Below are 14541 nucleotides of genomic sequence, written 5' to 3'. Positions count from 1 at the left end.
CTCTTCGCGAGCGAGCCTCCACAAGAGCCCCTTTCCAGGCTATCAGTAGAGGTTCGGCTCCATCTCCAGCTCGATACCGAAACGTTCGGCGATATCGGTCTGGATACGGCGCGCCAGACTTAGCAACTGCAAGCCACTGGCCTGCCCATAGTTGACCAGCACCAGCGACTGCAGCTTGTGCACGCCAGCATCACCATCGCGATACCCCTTCCAGCCCGCCTGCTCGATCAGCCACCCGGCCGCCAGCTTCACTTGGCCATCGTCCTGCGGGTAGCCGACCACGCCTGGGTGCTGCTGTTTGATCGTTGCGTACAATTCGGCAGCGATTATCGGGTTTTTGAAGAAACTGCCGGCATTGCCCAGCACAGCGGGGTCAGGCAGCTTTTCACTGCGAATGGCGCAGATCGCACGACTGACATCGAACGGCGTCGGCTGATCGATACCCTGCTCGTCGAGACGCTGACGAACCGGGCCATATTCGAGGTGCAGGCGAGCGACGCGACTGAGCTTGAAACGTACACGCAGGATTAACCAGCGCGCGACCTGATGCTTGAACACGCTGTCGCGGTAGCCGAACGCACAATCCTGCAGAGAAAACTCGCGCAATTCGCCCGTTTCACGATCCAGCGCCGTCAGGCTATGGAAAACATCCTTGATCTCGACGCCATAAGCGCCGATGTTCTGCATGGGTGCCGCGCCAACGGTACCTGGAATCAGACTGAGGTTTTCCAACCCCGCCAGCCCCAGCTCCAGACAGGACTGCACAAACGGATGCCAGGGCTCGCCGGCCTCTGCCTCGACAATCGACTCGAGACAGTCCTCGTGCACGATGCGAATGCCGCGGCTGGCCATGCGCACCACCAGTGACTGCACGTCAGCGCTGAGCAGCAGGTTGCTGCCACCGCCAATCACCAGCAGTGGCACATCGTGCTCGGCCGAATAGGCCAGCGCCTCGCGAACGTCATCATCGCTATGCGCTTCGGCAAATAACCGGGCTTGCACATCAACACCGAACGTATTGAACGGCTTGAGGGAAATCGCGGACTGCACCTGCAAGGTCATACCCTCGCCTTCCCGAACCACTGGACGAAGCGCATCAACCCTCCAGCAAGCGCCTGACGCGCTCCAGGTCTTCAGGCGTATCGACGCCACCAGGTGGCGCCTCAAGGGCATCGGCAACGTGAATCCGCACGCCATTCCACAGCGCACGCAATTGTTCCAGGCTTTCGGTGTTTTCCAGCCAGCACGGCCCCCAACTGACGAAGTCATGCAGGAAGCCCGCACGGTAGGCGTAGATACCGATGTGCCGACGATAAGGCACGCCGGCAGGCAACTGGTCGCGGTTTGCTGCGAGCGCATCGCGCGCCCACGGCAAGGGAGCCCGGCTGAACGTCAGCGCCAGGCCGTTGATGTCCGTAGCCACCTTGACGATGTTGGGGTTGAACAACGCGGCCACGTCGTCGATAGGCTCGGCCAGCGTAGACATGCCGGCTTCGGGATGGGCGGCCAGATTGGACGCCACCTGGTCGATCACCGCTGGCGGGATCATCGGCTCGTCGCCCTGCACATTGACGACAATCGCGTCAGCCGCCAGGCCAAGTTGCGCGGCCACCTCGGCCAGACGATCGGTGCCGGAGTTGTGATCGTCGCGCGTCAGCAGCACTTCGGCACCAAAAGCCTGACAGGCTTCGACAATGCGTGCATCGTCGGTGGCAATCACCACACGCTCGGCGCTGCTCTTGCACGCCTGCTCCCAGACCAGCTGAACCATGGGTTTGCCGGCAATGGTTTTCAGCGGCTTGCCCGGAAAGCGGCTGGAGCCGTAGCGCGCGGGAATGACAACGGTAAACGCTGCGGTCATTTTTCCAGCCGCTCGTCGGTGCTCAGGGTGCGAGCTTCGCTTTCGAGCATCACCGGGATGCCGTCGCGCACCGGATAGGCAAGACCTGCGCCCTTGCTGATCAGCTCGGTCTTGTCGGCGCTGAGCTTCAATGGTCCCTTGCAGACGGGGCAAGCGAGGATATCGAGTAGTTTGGTGTCCATAGGAGATCCTGAAGCAATCATGGAGAAAGACGTAGCAGTTGCTGGTCGAACCAACCGACAAAGGCATCGGAAGGTAGTGCATCCACTGCCAGATACCACCAGTCATCAGCGGCAAAGGCACGGCATTTCACCGCATCCTTCTCGGTCATGACCAAAGGCAGCGCGGGTGTAAATGTCAGCGCCTCGGCACTGTAGACAGCATGATCGGCGAATGCGTGAGTCACCGGCCGCCAGTGTAATCCTTCGAGGGTATTGAAGAAACGTTGGGGATTGCCGATTCCGGCGACCGCATGCAGCGCCTGACCGGCAGGGAAATAATCCACCGGCTGACGTTCGCCACTGCGCAGATTGATCAGTGCCGAAGGCTTGAGCCTGAAGGCATAGCCGTCGTCCCTGTCAGCTGTCGCGCCGTTATAAAGCAAGGCGTCGACACTGCTCAGCCGCTCGACCGGTTCGCGTAACGGCCCGGCAGGCAGACAACGGCGATTGCCCAGACCACGGGCGGCATCGATCAGCACCAGCTCCAGGTCGCGGGCCAGCCGGTAATGCTGCAAGCCGTCGTCGGAAAGAATCACATCCAGCGGTTCGGCAGCGAGCAAGGCCTGTACGGCGCGACTGCGATCCGGATCGATCATCAGCGGCACGCCGCAGCGCTGCACGATGAGCAGGGGCTCGTCCCCCGCCTCGCTGGCACTTTGTTCAGGCAGGACGCGCCACGGCAGGCTTGGCGGCGTGGCGCCGTAACCGCGGCTGACCACACCGACACGCAGGCCGCGACGGCGGCAGTGCTCGATCATCCAGAGAATCAACGGCGTCTTGCCAGTGCCACCGACGGTGATATTCCCCACCACGATGACCGGCACCGGCGCTCGATAGATATCACCCTCGCTCGCCAGAAACCGTGCCCGTTTGCGCTCTACGACACGCCGGTAAAGACCTTCGAGCGGGCGCAATAGCGCCAGCGCAGGGTGGCCCTTGTACCAGGCATCGAGCAAACGGTCAGTGAATGCCATCAGTTAGCCGGTGTGGCCTCGACGGTGGTCATGCGCAAATGACTGAAGCCCAGCTTGCCCGCCGCATCCATGGCCGTGATGACCGACTGGTGCGGGGTCTTGCCGTCGGCGCTGATCGACAGCGGCAGGCTGGTATCGCCCCCCGACTCGCGCTGAAGCGCCTCGATCAGCGTCGCCAGGTCGTTTTTCGGCAACAACTGATTGTTCAGCGAGAAAATCCCGTCGGCGTTGATGGCAATGTCCAGCTGTTTGGCGCTGGCGTCCACGTCCGGCGTTCCGGTAACGGCCTGTGGCAGATCGACCCGCAACTGGGTTTCGCGAGTGAAGGTGGTCGTCACAATGAAGAACAGCAGCAGGATGAACACCACGTCAATCAGAGAGACCAGATTGATGTCGATGTTTTCCCGGGGTCTGCGACGGCGAAATTTCACTTCTTCTTGCCCCCGCCCGCTCTGGCCAGCGACTTGAGATCGATCTTGGCGTCGATCAGATCGACATCGCGGTCGCCCTGCACCACTTCAACCAGACGAATGGCCTGTTGTTCCATGCCGACCACCAACTCATCGACGCGGCTCTGCAGGAAGCGATGAAAGAAAATCGCCGGGATCGCGACGATAAGACCCGACGCCGTACAGATCAGCGCCTTGGAAATACCACCTGCCAGCACGCCGGCATTGGCGGTGGCCCCGGAACTGTTGAACGAGCCGAAGATATCGATCATGCCCAGCACGGTGCCCAGCAAACCAAGCAGCGGCGCCATGGCAGCGATCGAGCCCAGTGCGCTGAGGTAGCGCTCCAGCTCATGAATGACCCGGGCAGCGGCTTCTTCAATGCACTCCTTCATGATCTCGCGACCATGCCTGGAATTGGCCAGACCTGCGGCAAGGATTTCGCCCAGCGGCGAGTCAGCGCGCAGCTGCTTGAGTTTTTCGCCGTCCAGCTTCTTTTCCTGAATCCACTGCCAGACCTGCCCGAGCAGGTGCGGTGGCGTGATACGGCTGGCACGCAACGTCCACAGGCGCTCGATGATGATGCCGGCGGCGGCGATGGAGCTCAGAATAATCGGCAGCATCATCCAGCCGCCAGATTTGACCAGTTCCCACACAGTGATCACTCCCTCGAAAAATTGGCGCCACTCTACCATAGGGTCGCCAAGTGCCGAACGCCGAGATCGATATCCATTCACTCAATCACGCCAGAAGCGTCGTTGTGCGCGCTCGGCCTGTGGCACCCCGAACGTACCCAGTTGCAGACGCACAGCGCCCAGCTCGGCACTGTCGTAACTGGCGATGCCCAAGCCTCGATAGCGCGCCATGACCAACGGGTGTGGGTGACCGAACGCATTGTTGCGACCACGGGAAATCAGCACGCCGACCGGTGCGACGGCGCGAAGAAACGCTTTGGACGATGAGGTCCGGCTGCCGTGATGCGGCGACTGCAACCAGTGGGCACGCAGGTCGAACCCGCTGTCGATTGCCGCGCGCTCGGCGCTCACGTCGATATCGCCCGCCAGCAGCAGACGCTCGCCCCCGGCGTCGACGCTGAGGATGCAGGAGGCGGGGTTGCCGTCAGGCCCCTGCTCCCAGCGCCACGTGGAAAACACCACGCCATCCCACTCCCAGCGCGCACCGCTCTCGCACAATCGGGCGTCGAGTTGCGGCGCAAGTCTGGCCAGCTCGCCACCCAGCACCCGGCTTACCGGAAAAGCCTGATGAACCGCTGCTGCACCGCCGGCATGGTCTGCGTCGGAATGGCTGATCAACATCAGGTCAAGATGGCGGACACCTGCCTTGCGCATGGCGGGCACGACCACGCGCTGACCGATATCGAACTCACCGAAACGCGGACCTGCGTCATACAGAAGTGTGTGATTGCGAGTGCGCAGGAGAATCGCCAGGCCCTGCCCCACATCCAGTTGCAACACGTCTACCTGGCCTTCAGGCACTGATTCGAGCGGCGGAAAAACGCACAGCAACAGCAACGGCCAGCCCAGCGGACGCATGGGCACGCCCTTGGGCAGTAACAAGAGCAAGGCCCCGAGCAGACTCAACCACCATGCCCAGACCGGCACCGCACTGGGCAGCCAGGCCGGCAACGCTGCCGCCACCGCGTCGAGGAACACGAACAGCCACTGCAGCGCCCCGCCCGCCAGCCACAGCAGACCTTCCCCGACTACAGGGACTGGCAGCAACAGCGTTCCGAGCAATGCCGGAGGCAGGACGATCACGCTGACCCAAGGCACGGCAAGCAAGTTGGCGAACGGCCCACTGAGGCTGATCGGCAAGTTCAGCGCCAGCAAGATCGGCAACAAGCCAACGGCGATCAGCCACTGCGCCCGTGTCCAGCTTTGCCACCAGCGCCAGGCGCCGAGACGCCCACTGAAAATCAGGATCAGAATGCCGACCGCCGCGAAGGACAGCCAGAAACCCGGCTGCAGCGTCACCAGCGGCTCGAAGATCAGCACCGCGTTGAAGGACAGCAACAAGGGCCAGACCACGCCCAGATGACGAAAACGCAAGCGCCACAGCAGCACCATCGCGACCATCACACAGGCGCGCCGGACTGGCACCTCGAAACCGGCCAGCAGCCCGTAGCCCAGTGCAGCGCTGAACGCCAGCGCACACGCCCACGGCAGCCAGGGCAAAGAGCGTGGCCACAGCCCCCAGCGCGCCAAGCCTGCGACCAAAGCGTAAATCACCCCGGCCAGCAAACCGATGTGCTGGCCGGAAATGACCAGCAGATGCACAGTGCCGGTATCCTGCAACACCTGCCAGTCGGTGCTCGATAGCCCTGAGCCATCGCCCAGCACCAGCGCTGCCAGACCGCCCTCCCGGCCCTGCGCATCGACCGCCAGCAGGCGCTGACGAAGGGCATCGCGCCAGGCGGCACGCGCGGGTGCCAATAGCTGACCATCCACCACCGTGCCGGTCGCACCGATGCGCTGCGCCAGCAGCCAGGCCTCATAGTCAAAAGCATTGGGATTGACCAGCCCGGCCGGCCGCTTGAGTTTGACCGCCATGCGCCAGCGCTCCCCGCTGTTAACGGGCTGGCCGCCATACCAGGCCACCCGGATTCGCGCGGGCAGTTTGGCACGTCGTGACCAGGCGCCTTCCAGCTCGAAACGCACCACACCTTCGGCGACACTCGGCAAACCGACCACCTTGCCCTGTACCCACAGCGTCTGACCATCGAGACGCGGTGCCAACCGGTCACTCAGCGCCCACTGCGCCGAAACGCACGCCCACGTGAAGCCGAGCAGGAACAGCGCCAGTGGGTAGGTGCGAAACGGCAGCAGCATCAACGCCAGTATCGGCATCAGCAGCAATAGCCAGGTCGGCGGCAGCGCCGGTAGAAAACGCAGGGCAAGCAGCCCGAGCGCGAGCGCGATCATCCCTGTGCGCATGACGGTTCCCTACAGCGGAAAGCCTCAAGAATCAGCGTACAGGGGAAATGTCGGAAGTGATGGTGTGTTGCAGAATCTGAACGGTCGGTGCCGGCCAGCGTTCGACCCGCCAGCCTGGCGGGTCGAAGCCAATATGTTACTGACGCATACCGCGACCGCTCACCAGCAACCTTGCGCAGCCGATATACAGCACGAAGGTCGCCACGATCATGAACGCCAGGGCGATGCTGATCTTGATGTCGGAGACGCCCAGAATGCCGTAACGGAAGGCATTGACCATGTGCAGGACCGGGTTGGCCAGCGACACGGTCTGCCAGAACGGCGGCAGCAGGTTGATCGAGTAGAACACGCCGCCCAGGTAGGTCAGCGGGGTGAGCACGAACGTCGGGATGATCGAGATATCGTCGAAGTTACGCGCAAACACTGCGTTGATGAAACCCAGCAACGAGAAGATCGTCGCCGTCAGCACGACCACGATGATGGTCACGCCCAAGTGGTGCACTTGCAGGTCGGTGAAAAACATCGACAGCATGGTGACGATGAAACCGACCATCAGCCCACGCAACACACCGCCCAGGGTGTAGCCGACCAGAATGGTGTGCGGCGAGACTGGCGACACCATCAGCTCTTCGATGGAGTGCTGAAACTTGGCACCGAAGAAGCTCGAGACCACGTTGCCGTAGGAGTTGGTGATCACCGACATCATGATCAGGCCCGGCACGATGTACTGCATATAGGTAAAGCCGCCCATGTCACCGATCTGGCGACCGATCAGGTTACCGAAGATGACGAAGTACAGAACCATGGTGATGGCTGGCGGCAGCAGGGTCTGCGGCCAGATCCGCATGAAGCGGTGCACTTCACGGTAGACGATGGTTTTCAGGGCAATCAGGTTGGGGCGCAACTCGCCGTTGGGTACGGTCATACCGCCACCTTCGCGAGGTTTTTTTCCACCAGGGACACAAACAACTCCTCAAGGCGATTGGATTTGTTACGCAGGCTCAAGACTTCGATGTTCTGGAAGGCCAATTGGCTGAACAACGCAGTGATGCCGACGTTCTTGTCGACCTGCACTTCCAGCGTGTGGCTGTCGAGCAGGCGGCAAGGGAAACCGGGCAATTGTGGCGCGGTCTGCCAGGACGCCTTGAGATCAAGCACGAACGTCTCGACGGTCAACGTGCTGAGCAGCTGCTTCATGCCGGTGTTCTGAACGATCACCCCGTGGTCGATGATGCCGATGTTGCGGCACAGCTGTTCGGCTTCTTCCAGGTAGTGCGTGGTGAGGATGATGGTGATGCCTTTGCTGTTCAGCTCGGTCAGAAAGGTCCACATCGAACGGCGCAACTCGATGTCCACGCCTGCGGTGGGTTCGTCGAGGATCAGCAGGCGCGGCTCGTGAATCAGCGCACGGGCGATCATCAGACGCCGCTTCATGCCGCCGGACAGCGAACGTGAAGGCACATCACGCTTTTCCCACAGTCCCAGCTGCGTCAGGTACTGCTCAGCTCGCTCCTTGGCGATTTTCGCCGGGATGCCGTAGTAGCCCGCCTGAGTGACGACGATGTCCAGGGTCTTCTCGAACTGGTTGAAGTTGAACTCCTGCGGCACGACACCGATGCAACGCTTGAGCGCAGCAGGCTCGCGATCCAGGTCGTGACCAAAGATGTTCACCGTACCGCTGGTCTTGTTGACCAGTGTCGAGATGATGCCGATGGTGGTGGATTTGCCAGCGCCGTTGGGGCCCAGCAAGGCGAAGAAATCACCTTCGGCGACGTCCAGATCGATGCCATTCAAGGCCTGGAAACCGTTGCCGTAGGTTTTGGTTAACTGCCGAATGGACAGAGCGGAAGACATATCGGGAAAGGTACTCATCAGAAAAAGGAATTGAAGATGACTGTCACCAGCCGCCTGCCGTGACGACCCAGCCGCGCAATGGTGCTCGGCTGCGCCGTTCAAGTACAGACACATCTGTTAATAGTAAATATCGAGCACCGGACATGCACCCGACCAGCCCTTTCTCCTGCTCACATCACATGCTCAGGTCAAAGGGGTCATGACCGCATTGCGATAAGCCGGGCGCATCTTGAGACGCTCATACCAGGCTTGGAGGTGAGGCAGCGGCGGACGTTCAATCGGCATTTCAAACCAGCCGTAGGCGAAGCATCCCAAGGGAATATCGCCCATACCGAACGCATTGCCAGACAGATAGGGCTGTCGCGACAGCGCCTCGTCGGCCACCAGCAGCAGGCTGTGCAGCGTCTTGATGCCTTGCTCGATGGCCGGCCAATCCTGTTTCTCGGCCGGCGTGCGTACTACGCCCCAGAACACCGGGCTAAACGGCGCGGCGATGGTCGAGGTGGTCCAGTCCATCCACTTGTCTGCATTGGCGCGGGCCTGCAGATCTGCGGGGTATAAATCAGAATCGGGGGCATGGCGGGCGGCCAGATAGCGCACGATGGCGTTGGACTCCCACATCACGAAGTCGCCGTCTTCGATCATCGGAATCCGGCCGTTGGGGTTTTTCGCGCGATAGGCCGCTTCGTTGACCAGGCCGAATGCACCACCGGCGTCCTGCGTCTCGTAGGGCACGCCCACTTCCTCGGCAATCCAGAGTGCCTTGCGCACATTGCTGGAATTCTTCCGCCCCCAGATCTTGAGCATTGCGTTCCCCTCGCAGTCGCTGATAAATACAGGCTCACAGTCTACCCCGAAGCGGCGGCAACTTACTCGTCAACCAGGGGTCACTATCGATGTCGCCCCACCACTGCCTGGCGACCAGTTCTTGATCGCTGCCACGGCGGCGGTCATCACGGAGGAATACTTATGCTGTTGTTGTGGATTGTTGTGCTGGTCGTCGGCATTGCCTGGCTGGCTCATCGGCGAACCGCCCCGCTCCCGGCGCTTGGTGTGGTAGCTGTCTACCTGCTGGCCATGGGTATTTTCAGTCACGCGCCAGGATGGCTGCTGACGGTGTTCTGGTTGCTCTGGCTGGCAGTGTTCATACCGGTAATGCTGCCCGATCTGCGCCGTAAGCATTTCACTGCGCCGATGTTCAGCTGGTTTCAAAAAGTCCTGCCGCCGATGTCGCAAACCGAGCGTGATGCGATCGATGCCGGCACGGTCTGGTGGGATGGCGAGCTGTTCAGCGGTCGCCCGGACTGGGACAAGCTGCTGGCCTACCCGAAAGTCCAGCTGACCGAAGAGGAACAGGCCTTTATCGACGGGCCGACCGAAGAACTCTGCGCGATGGTCAGCGACTGGGAAATCGGCCAGGCCATGGACCTGCCGCCGCAAGCCTGGGCGCACATGAAAGCGCACGGCTTCTTCGCGCTGATCATCCCCAAGGAGTTCGGTGGCAAGGGCTTCTCTGCCTATGCCCACTCTCAAGTGGCCATGAAGCTGGCCACCCGCAGCGGCGACCTGGCCTCCACGGTGATGGTGCCCAACTCCCTCGGCCCGGCTGAACTACTGCTGCACTACGGCACCGACGAGCAACGCAATCATTACCTGCCACGTCTGGCACGCGGTGAAGACATTCCCTGCTTCGCGCTGACCGGTCCGCTGGCCGGTTCCGATGCAGGTGCGATGACCGACACCGGGATCATCTGCAAAGGCCAGTGGCAGGGTGAAGAAGTCATCGGCCTGCGCCTGACCTGGGAAAAACGCTACATCACCCTCGGCCCGGTCGCCACTCTGCTCGGCCTGGCCTTCAAGGCTCACGACCCTGAGCACCTGCTCGGCGAAAAAGAAGATCTGGGCATCAGCCTCGCGCTGATTCCGACCGAGACGCCCGGCGTGGAAATCGGCCGCCGTCACCTGCCTCTGGGCGCGGCGTTCATGAACGGCCCCAACTCGGGCAAGGACGTTTTCATCCCGCTGAGCTACCTGATCGGTGGTCAACCGATGCTGGGCAAGGGCTGGATGATGCTGATGAACTGCCTGTCGGTGGGTCGTTCGATCTCGCTGCCGGCCGTCGGCACCGGCGCTGCGAAGTACACAAGCCTGGTCACCGGCCAGTACGCGAAGGTGCGTGAGCAATTCAATGTGCCTATCTCCGCATTCGAAGGCATCCAGGAAGCGTTGGCGCGTATCGGCGGCAACGCCTGGCTGATGGACAGTGCGCGCATGCTGACGGCCAATGCGGTCGACCTGGGCGAGAAGCCATCGGTGCTCTCGGCGATTCTCAAGTACCACCTGACCGAGCGTGGCCGCGAGTGTATCGGTCACGCCATGGACGTGCATGGCGGCAAGGGCATCATCATGGGCCCGAACAATTACCTGGGTCGCAACTGGCAAGGTGCGCCGATCTTCATCACTGTCGAGGGCGCCAACATCCTTTCGCGCAACCTGATGATCTTCGGCCAGGGCGCGATTCGCTGCCATCCGTTCGTGCTCAAGGAAATGGCCTTGGCCGGGCGTGAGGACAAACAGCAGGCGCTGATCGAGTTTGACAGCCTGCTGCTCAAACACATCGGTTTTGCGGTGAGCAATGCCGCCAGCACCTTCATCCTCAACCTGGGCTTCGGTCATTTCGAAAGAGCGCCGGGCAACGGCCTCAGCCAGAGCTACTTCCGCGCGCTTAACCGTCAGGCAGCCGCGTTCGCAATGCTCGCTGACTTGAGCATGATGCTGCTGGGTGGCGAACTGAAACGCCGCGAACGCCTGTCGGCGCGCCTGGGTGACGTGCTCAGCCATATGTACCTGGCCTCGGCAGCGCTCAAGCGTTATCACGACCTCGGATCGCCGGACCACATGAGCCCGTTGTTCCGTTGGGCGATGGAAGAAAGCCTGGGGCATTCGGAACGTGCGATGGACGAGATCCTCAGCAACTTCCCCAACCGCATACTGGGCGGGGTGCTGCGTGCCGTAGTGTTCCCGTTCGGTCGCCGGCACAAGGGGCCGTCGGACAAACTGGATGCCGAAGTTGCTCAGGTACTGGGCCGCGCCAAGGGCGATCCGACGCTGGAAGAGCTGCTGGCAGGCTGCTATCGCCCGCAATCGGCAGACGATCCGGTCGGCGCGCTGCAACAAGCCATCGATCTGCTCAGCGCTGCGTATCCGCTGCACAAGAAGCTGCAAGTGGCCATCAAGAGTGGTCAGGTCAAGCCGGACGCCGGCGAGCCGGTCATTGACGCCGCGCTGCGCATCGGTGTGTTGCAGGCCGACGAAGCGCAGACCCTGCGTACCGCCGAGGCAGCGCGCCGCAAGGTGATCGATGTGGATGATTTCGACAAGGAAGAACTGACCCTGGCAGCCGGCAAGATTCGCTGATAGTCAGGTCGCACCACACAGCAGGCGCGTAGAGCTTTATACTCTCGCGCCTGTTTTTGTATTTGAGGATTACCCAATGGCCGACGCCACTCTCGATCACCAACTTGGCCTGCTGGCACACCTGCGCAGCATTCTGGTCGCGCTGGGCGAGGCCGAGCAGGTTCCGGAAGAAAGCCACGCGCTGTTCATGGAGCGTTTCGACGAACTGGTCGAGCTGTTGCCGCAGGATCCCATCGAAAGCCAGTACCTGGGTCAGGACATCCTCTGTCAGGTCATCCAGCGCTACCCGCAAATCGCGCACCTGGTACCGCGCGACCTGCTGTGGTTCTTCGCCGGTGACTGCCTGCATTTCATGCCGGATGATGAAATCGAGCTGTATCAGGCGCTGGAAGAACGCCGTTACGAAGCCGAGCAGAACGAAGAACCGTTCGACTGGAATCAGGAGAAACAGCTGCTGAGCATGTCGACACAGGGCAGCAAGCACTGAGCATCCCTGGCTCCAAGCCTGCCCCGGAGATCATTCCGGGCAGGTGGCCTGTCACACCGCGTCAATGCGCTATCCAGCGCAACCCATCGACTTAAACGATCATCAAGTCCCGGCATTCGAATAAATTTATCGAATAAACAGGTATACCATGACACTTCGTATCACCTGATAAGGAGTGCCCTCTCTCCCATGACTCAATTTCGTAAAGTCCTGTCCATTCAAGCGGGTCAACCAGCGTCCGATGGCGCGGGCGTCAAACTGACGCGTGTCTTCGGCGGGCGTGGCGTGGAGCAGTTCGATCCGTTTCTGATGCTGGACGAGTTCGGATCGGACAAGCCGGATGACTACATCGCCGGCTTTCCACCTCACCCGCACCGGGGCTTCGAAACGGTGACCTACATGCTTGAGGGCCGTATGCGTCACGAAGACCATATGGGCAATGTCGGCCTTCTGCAGGGCGGCGGTGTGCAGTGGATGACTGCGGCACGCGGGATCATTCACAGCGAAATGCCTGAACAGGAAGAAGGCACCATGCGCGGCTTTCAGCTTTGGCTGAACCTGCCGGGCAAGAACAAGCTGAGCGATGCCAGCTACCAGGACATCCAGCCGGAAAACGTTCCGAGTGTCACCACTCAGGCCGGTGTGCAGGTGGTGGTATTGGCCGGTCATTTCGACGATGGCCAGGTTCGCCAGGCCGGGGCGGTACAGCGCCCGGACACCGAGCCGTTGTACTTTGACTTTGACATGCCTGCCGGCAGCTGTATCAGCCCGCACGTACCCGAAGGGCACCTTGTGCTGCTGTACGTCTATGAAGGCAGTGTCGAGCTGGAAGGCAGCACCCAGCCGATCGGTAAACGCCAAATGGCACGCCTGTCAGAAAGCGGTGAAGTGCAGATCAGCAGCGCCGCCGGTGCGCGGCTGTTACTGATTGCAGGCAAGCCGTTACGTGAGCCGATCGTGCAATACGGCCCCTTCGTGATGAACACCAAGGAAGAGATCGAGCAGGCGATTCGTGACTTCCGGGAAGATCGTCTGACGGCGTGACGACGTCGGTCACTGGGCCCTGCGCCCGCCGATCAACAGACAGGGGCCCCGCCTCTGTCTGGCCGCGTTAATCCAGACGCAAAAAGCGCTTAAGTTCGGCACCCTGAGCAATCGCATCGTGACGCCCCAGTTCGATCAATTCGCTGCAATAACCTGACTCGAACAGCAGATAGCTCAGCACACTGGCCCCGCTGCTCTTGGTCGCACCCGGCCCGCGCAGAAAGGTGCGCAGCGCGGGGGGCAGCTCGCGGCGGTGACGGGCGGCGATTTCATCCAGCGGACGGCTCGGCGAAATCACCAGCACTTCCACCGGCTCCATGCCCGGCTGCCGGGCCTGATCCTCGGGCAGCAACGCACTGGCGGTGTTCAAGCGTTCCAGCAGTTCGATATCGCTTTCCAGATTGTCGATGAAGGTGCTGTTGAGCATGTGGCCGCTGATCTGCGCCAAGCTTGGCTGAGCGCCGCGTGGCGCGCGGGGTGCCGGTCTTTCGGCCTTGAGGCCGCGCGGGTTGCCGCTGACGCCGACCACCAGCACACGATTGGCGCCCAGATGCAGCGCTGGGCTGATCGGTGCCGACTGGCGCACGGCCCCGTCGCCAAAGTATTCCTCGTCCAGCATCACGGGGGCGAACAGCAAGGGAATGGCTGAGCTGGCGAGCAAGTGATCCACGGTCAGTTGCGTCGGACGGCCGATGCGGCGATGTCTCAGCCAGGGTTCAATCGTACCGCGGCCCTGATAGAACGTGACCGCCTGACCCGATTCGTAACCGAAGGCCGTCACCGCCACTGCACGCAGATGATGAGCATCGATGGCCGCTTCGATTCCGGACAGGTCCAGCCGATCATTGAGCAGGTCACGCAGGGGCGAACTGTTGAGCAAGGCGACCGGGATATTGCGTCCGAAACCCAACAGGCTGCGACCGAAAAAACGGCTGGCCTGATGAATCACCCCGGACCAGTCGCTGCGCAGCACCTGATGGCTGCGAAATGACTGCCAGAACTCGGTCAATTGATGGATGGCGATTCGAAAATGCAGCGCGCCACTGGCCAGCTTGACGGCATTGATCGCGCCAGCCGACGTACCGACGATGACCGGAAAGGGATTGGGCGAACCGGGCGGCAGCAGATCGGCAATGCCTGCCAGCACGCCGACCTGATAGGCCGCACGCGCCCCGCCACCTGACAAAATCAGCCCGGTTACAGGCTCGACACCACTTACTGCACTGCTCGTTACTGCGCGATCCTGCATCTACAACTGACCTCGGTGATCAACGACGCTT

14 protein-coding genes are annotated in these 14541 nt (G+C 61.5%); 3 read left to right on the top strand and 11 right to left on the bottom strand.

What is annotated here, in order from left to right; all coding sequences use genetic code 11:
* Positions 1 to 42: 42 nt before the first annotated feature.
* The 10 genes from murB to JOE39_RS01705 all read right to left on the bottom strand — a co-directional run bounded on the left by murB (position 43) and on the right by JOE39_RS01705 (position 9120).
* Positions 43 to 1062 (bottom strand): UDP-N-acetylmuramate dehydrogenase, encoded by a 1020-nt coding sequence (gene murB / locus JOE39_RS01750; protein WP_044311729.1) that lies wholly within the window; start codon positions 1060 to 1062, stop codon positions 43 to 45.
* Between the two features lie 34 nt (positions 1063 to 1096).
* Positions 1097 to 1861, bottom strand: coding sequence for a 3-deoxy-manno-octulosonate cytidylyltransferase (kdsB, locus tag JOE39_RS01745; RefSeq protein WP_003317470.1), 765 nt, complete (start codon positions 1859 to 1861; stop codon positions 1097 to 1099).
* The gene (locus JOE39_RS01740) at positions 1858 to 2043 is read right to left on the bottom strand and encodes a Trm112 family protein (RefSeq protein ID WP_002552679.1); all 186 of its coding nucleotides are present in this window, start codon (positions 2041 to 2043) and stop codon (positions 1858 to 1860) included. Before JOE39_RS01740 ends, kdsB begins: the two co-directional genes overlap by 4 nt.
* 17 nt (positions 2044 to 2060) lie before the next feature.
* Positions 2061 to 3056 carry a tetraacyldisaccharide 4'-kinase gene (gene lpxK, locus JOE39_RS01735; RefSeq protein ID WP_198722681.1) on the bottom strand — a complete coding sequence of 332 codons (996 nt, stop codon included), beginning with the start codon at positions 3054 to 3056 and terminating at the stop codon, positions 2061 to 2063.
* Positions 3056 to 3487, bottom strand: coding sequence for a biopolymer transporter ExbD (locus JOE39_RS01730; RefSeq protein WP_003317468.1), 432 nt, complete (start codon positions 3485 to 3487; stop codon positions 3056 to 3058). The genes lpxK and JOE39_RS01730 overlap by 1 nt, the downstream gene beginning before the upstream one ends.
* Positions 3484 to 4200 carry a MotA/TolQ/ExbB proton channel family protein gene (locus tag JOE39_RS01725; protein ID WP_003317467.1) on the bottom strand — a complete coding sequence of 239 codons (717 nt, stop codon included), beginning with the start codon at positions 4198 to 4200 and terminating at the stop codon, positions 3484 to 3486. Before JOE39_RS01725 ends, JOE39_RS01730 begins: the two co-directional genes overlap by 4 nt.
* Positions 4201 to 4242: 42 nt before the next feature.
* Positions 4243 to 6459 (bottom strand): DNA internalization-related competence protein ComEC/Rec2, encoded by a 2217-nt coding sequence (locus tag JOE39_RS01720; RefSeq protein WP_210077999.1) that lies wholly within the window; start codon positions 6457 to 6459, stop codon positions 4243 to 4245.
* Positions 6460 to 6595: 136 nt separating this feature from the next.
* A complete protein-coding gene (locus tag JOE39_RS01715; protein ID WP_003421319.1) occupies positions 6596 to 7384 on the bottom strand; it encodes an ABC transporter permease in 789 nt (262 codons plus the stop codon).
* A complete protein-coding gene (locus JOE39_RS01710) occupies positions 7381 to 8313 on the bottom strand; it encodes an ABC transporter ATP-binding protein (RefSeq protein ID WP_003317464.1) in 933 nt (310 codons plus the stop codon). Before JOE39_RS01710 ends, JOE39_RS01715 begins: the two co-directional genes overlap by 4 nt.
* Positions 8314 to 8496: 183 nt before the next feature.
* Positions 8497 to 9120 carry a glutathione S-transferase gene (locus JOE39_RS01705; protein ID WP_024662229.1) on the bottom strand — a complete coding sequence of 208 codons (624 nt, stop codon included), beginning with the start codon at positions 9118 to 9120 and terminating at the stop codon, positions 8497 to 8499.
* 162 nt (positions 9121 to 9282) lie between these two features.
* Here JOE39_RS01705 and JOE39_RS01700 point away from each other — a divergent pair, with 162 nt between their 5' ends.
* From JOE39_RS01700 to JOE39_RS01690, 3 genes are all read left to right on the top strand, one after another.
* Positions 9283 to 11730 (top strand): acyl-CoA dehydrogenase, encoded by a 2448-nt coding sequence (locus tag JOE39_RS01700; RefSeq protein WP_024662228.1) that lies wholly within the window; start codon positions 9283 to 9285, stop codon positions 11728 to 11730.
* A 76-nt stretch (positions 11731 to 11806) separates the two neighbouring features.
* Positions 11807 to 12217 carry a PA2817 family protein gene (locus JOE39_RS01695; RefSeq protein WP_003317460.1) on the top strand — a complete coding sequence of 137 codons (411 nt, stop codon included), beginning with the start codon at positions 11807 to 11809 and terminating at the stop codon, positions 12215 to 12217.
* 189 nt (positions 12218 to 12406) lie between these two features.
* Positions 12407 to 13261: a pirin family protein gene (locus JOE39_RS01690; RefSeq protein ID WP_024662227.1), complete on the top strand. Its 855-nt coding sequence runs from the start codon at positions 12407 to 12409 to the stop codon at positions 13259 to 13261.
* Positions 13262 to 13328: 67 nt separating this feature from the next.
* On the opposite strand, the gene JOE39_RS01685 is transcribed toward JOE39_RS01690, so the two are convergent.
* Positions 13329 to 14510 carry a patatin-like phospholipase family protein gene (locus tag JOE39_RS01685; RefSeq protein WP_003421307.1) on the bottom strand — a complete coding sequence of 394 codons (1182 nt, stop codon included), beginning with the start codon at positions 14508 to 14510 and terminating at the stop codon, positions 13329 to 13331.
* Positions 14511 to 14541: the final 31 nt, after the last annotated feature.

Source organism: Pseudomonas sp. PvP100 (assembly GCF_017833055.1).
Taxonomy (GTDB): domain Bacteria; phylum Pseudomonadota; class Gammaproteobacteria; order Pseudomonadales; family Pseudomonadaceae; genus Aquipseudomonas; species Aquipseudomonas syringae.
Note: the sequence above shows the minus strand (reverse complement) of the source record. Positions and strands in the feature narration are given on the sequence as shown.

Coding starts and splice junctions, on each gene's coding strand:
- JOE39_RS01715 (WP_003421319.1), bottom strand. CDS start 7,384: ATGACCGTACCCAACGGCGAGTTGCGCCCCAACCTGATTGCCCTGAAA.
- kdsB (WP_003317470.1), bottom strand. CDS start 1,861: ATGACCGCAGCGTTTACCGTTGTCATTCCCGCGCGCTACGGCTCCAGC.
- JOE39_RS01720 (WP_210077999.1), bottom strand. CDS start 6,459: ATGCGCACAGGGATGATCGCGCTCGCGCTCGGGCTGCTTGCCCTGCGT.
- JOE39_RS01695 (WP_003317460.1), top strand. CDS start 11,807: ATGGCCGACGCCACTCTCGATCACCAACTTGGCCTGCTGGCACACCTG.
- JOE39_RS01700 (WP_024662228.1), top strand. CDS start 9,283: ATGCTGTTGTTGTGGATTGTTGTGCTGGTCGTCGGCATTGCCTGGCTG.
- JOE39_RS01725 (WP_003317467.1), bottom strand. CDS start 4,200: ATGGTAGAGTGGCGCCAATTTTTCGAGGGAGTGATCACTGTGTGGGAA.
- murB (WP_044311729.1), bottom strand. CDS start 1,062: ATGACCTTGCAGGTGCAGTCCGCGATTTCCCTCAAGCCGTTCAATACG.
- JOE39_RS01685 (WP_003421307.1), bottom strand. CDS start 14,510: ATGCAGGATCGCGCAGTAACGAGCAGTGCAGTAAGTGGTGTCGAGCCT.
- lpxK (WP_198722681.1), bottom strand. CDS start 3,056: ATGGCATTCACTGACCGTTTGCTCGATGCCTGGTACAAGGGCCACCCT.
- JOE39_RS01690 (WP_024662227.1), top strand. CDS start 12,407: ATGACTCAATTTCGTAAAGTCCTGTCCATTCAAGCGGGTCAACCAGCG.
- JOE39_RS01710 (WP_003317464.1), bottom strand. CDS start 8,313: ATGTCTTCCGCTCTGTCCATTCGGCAGTTAACCAAAACCTACGGCAAC.
- JOE39_RS01740 (WP_002552679.1), bottom strand. CDS start 2,043: ATGGACACCAAACTACTCGATATCCTCGCTTGCCCCGTCTGCAAGGGA.
- JOE39_RS01705 (WP_024662229.1), bottom strand. CDS start 9,120: ATGCTCAAGATCTGGGGGCGGAAGAATTCCAGCAATGTGCGCAAGGCA.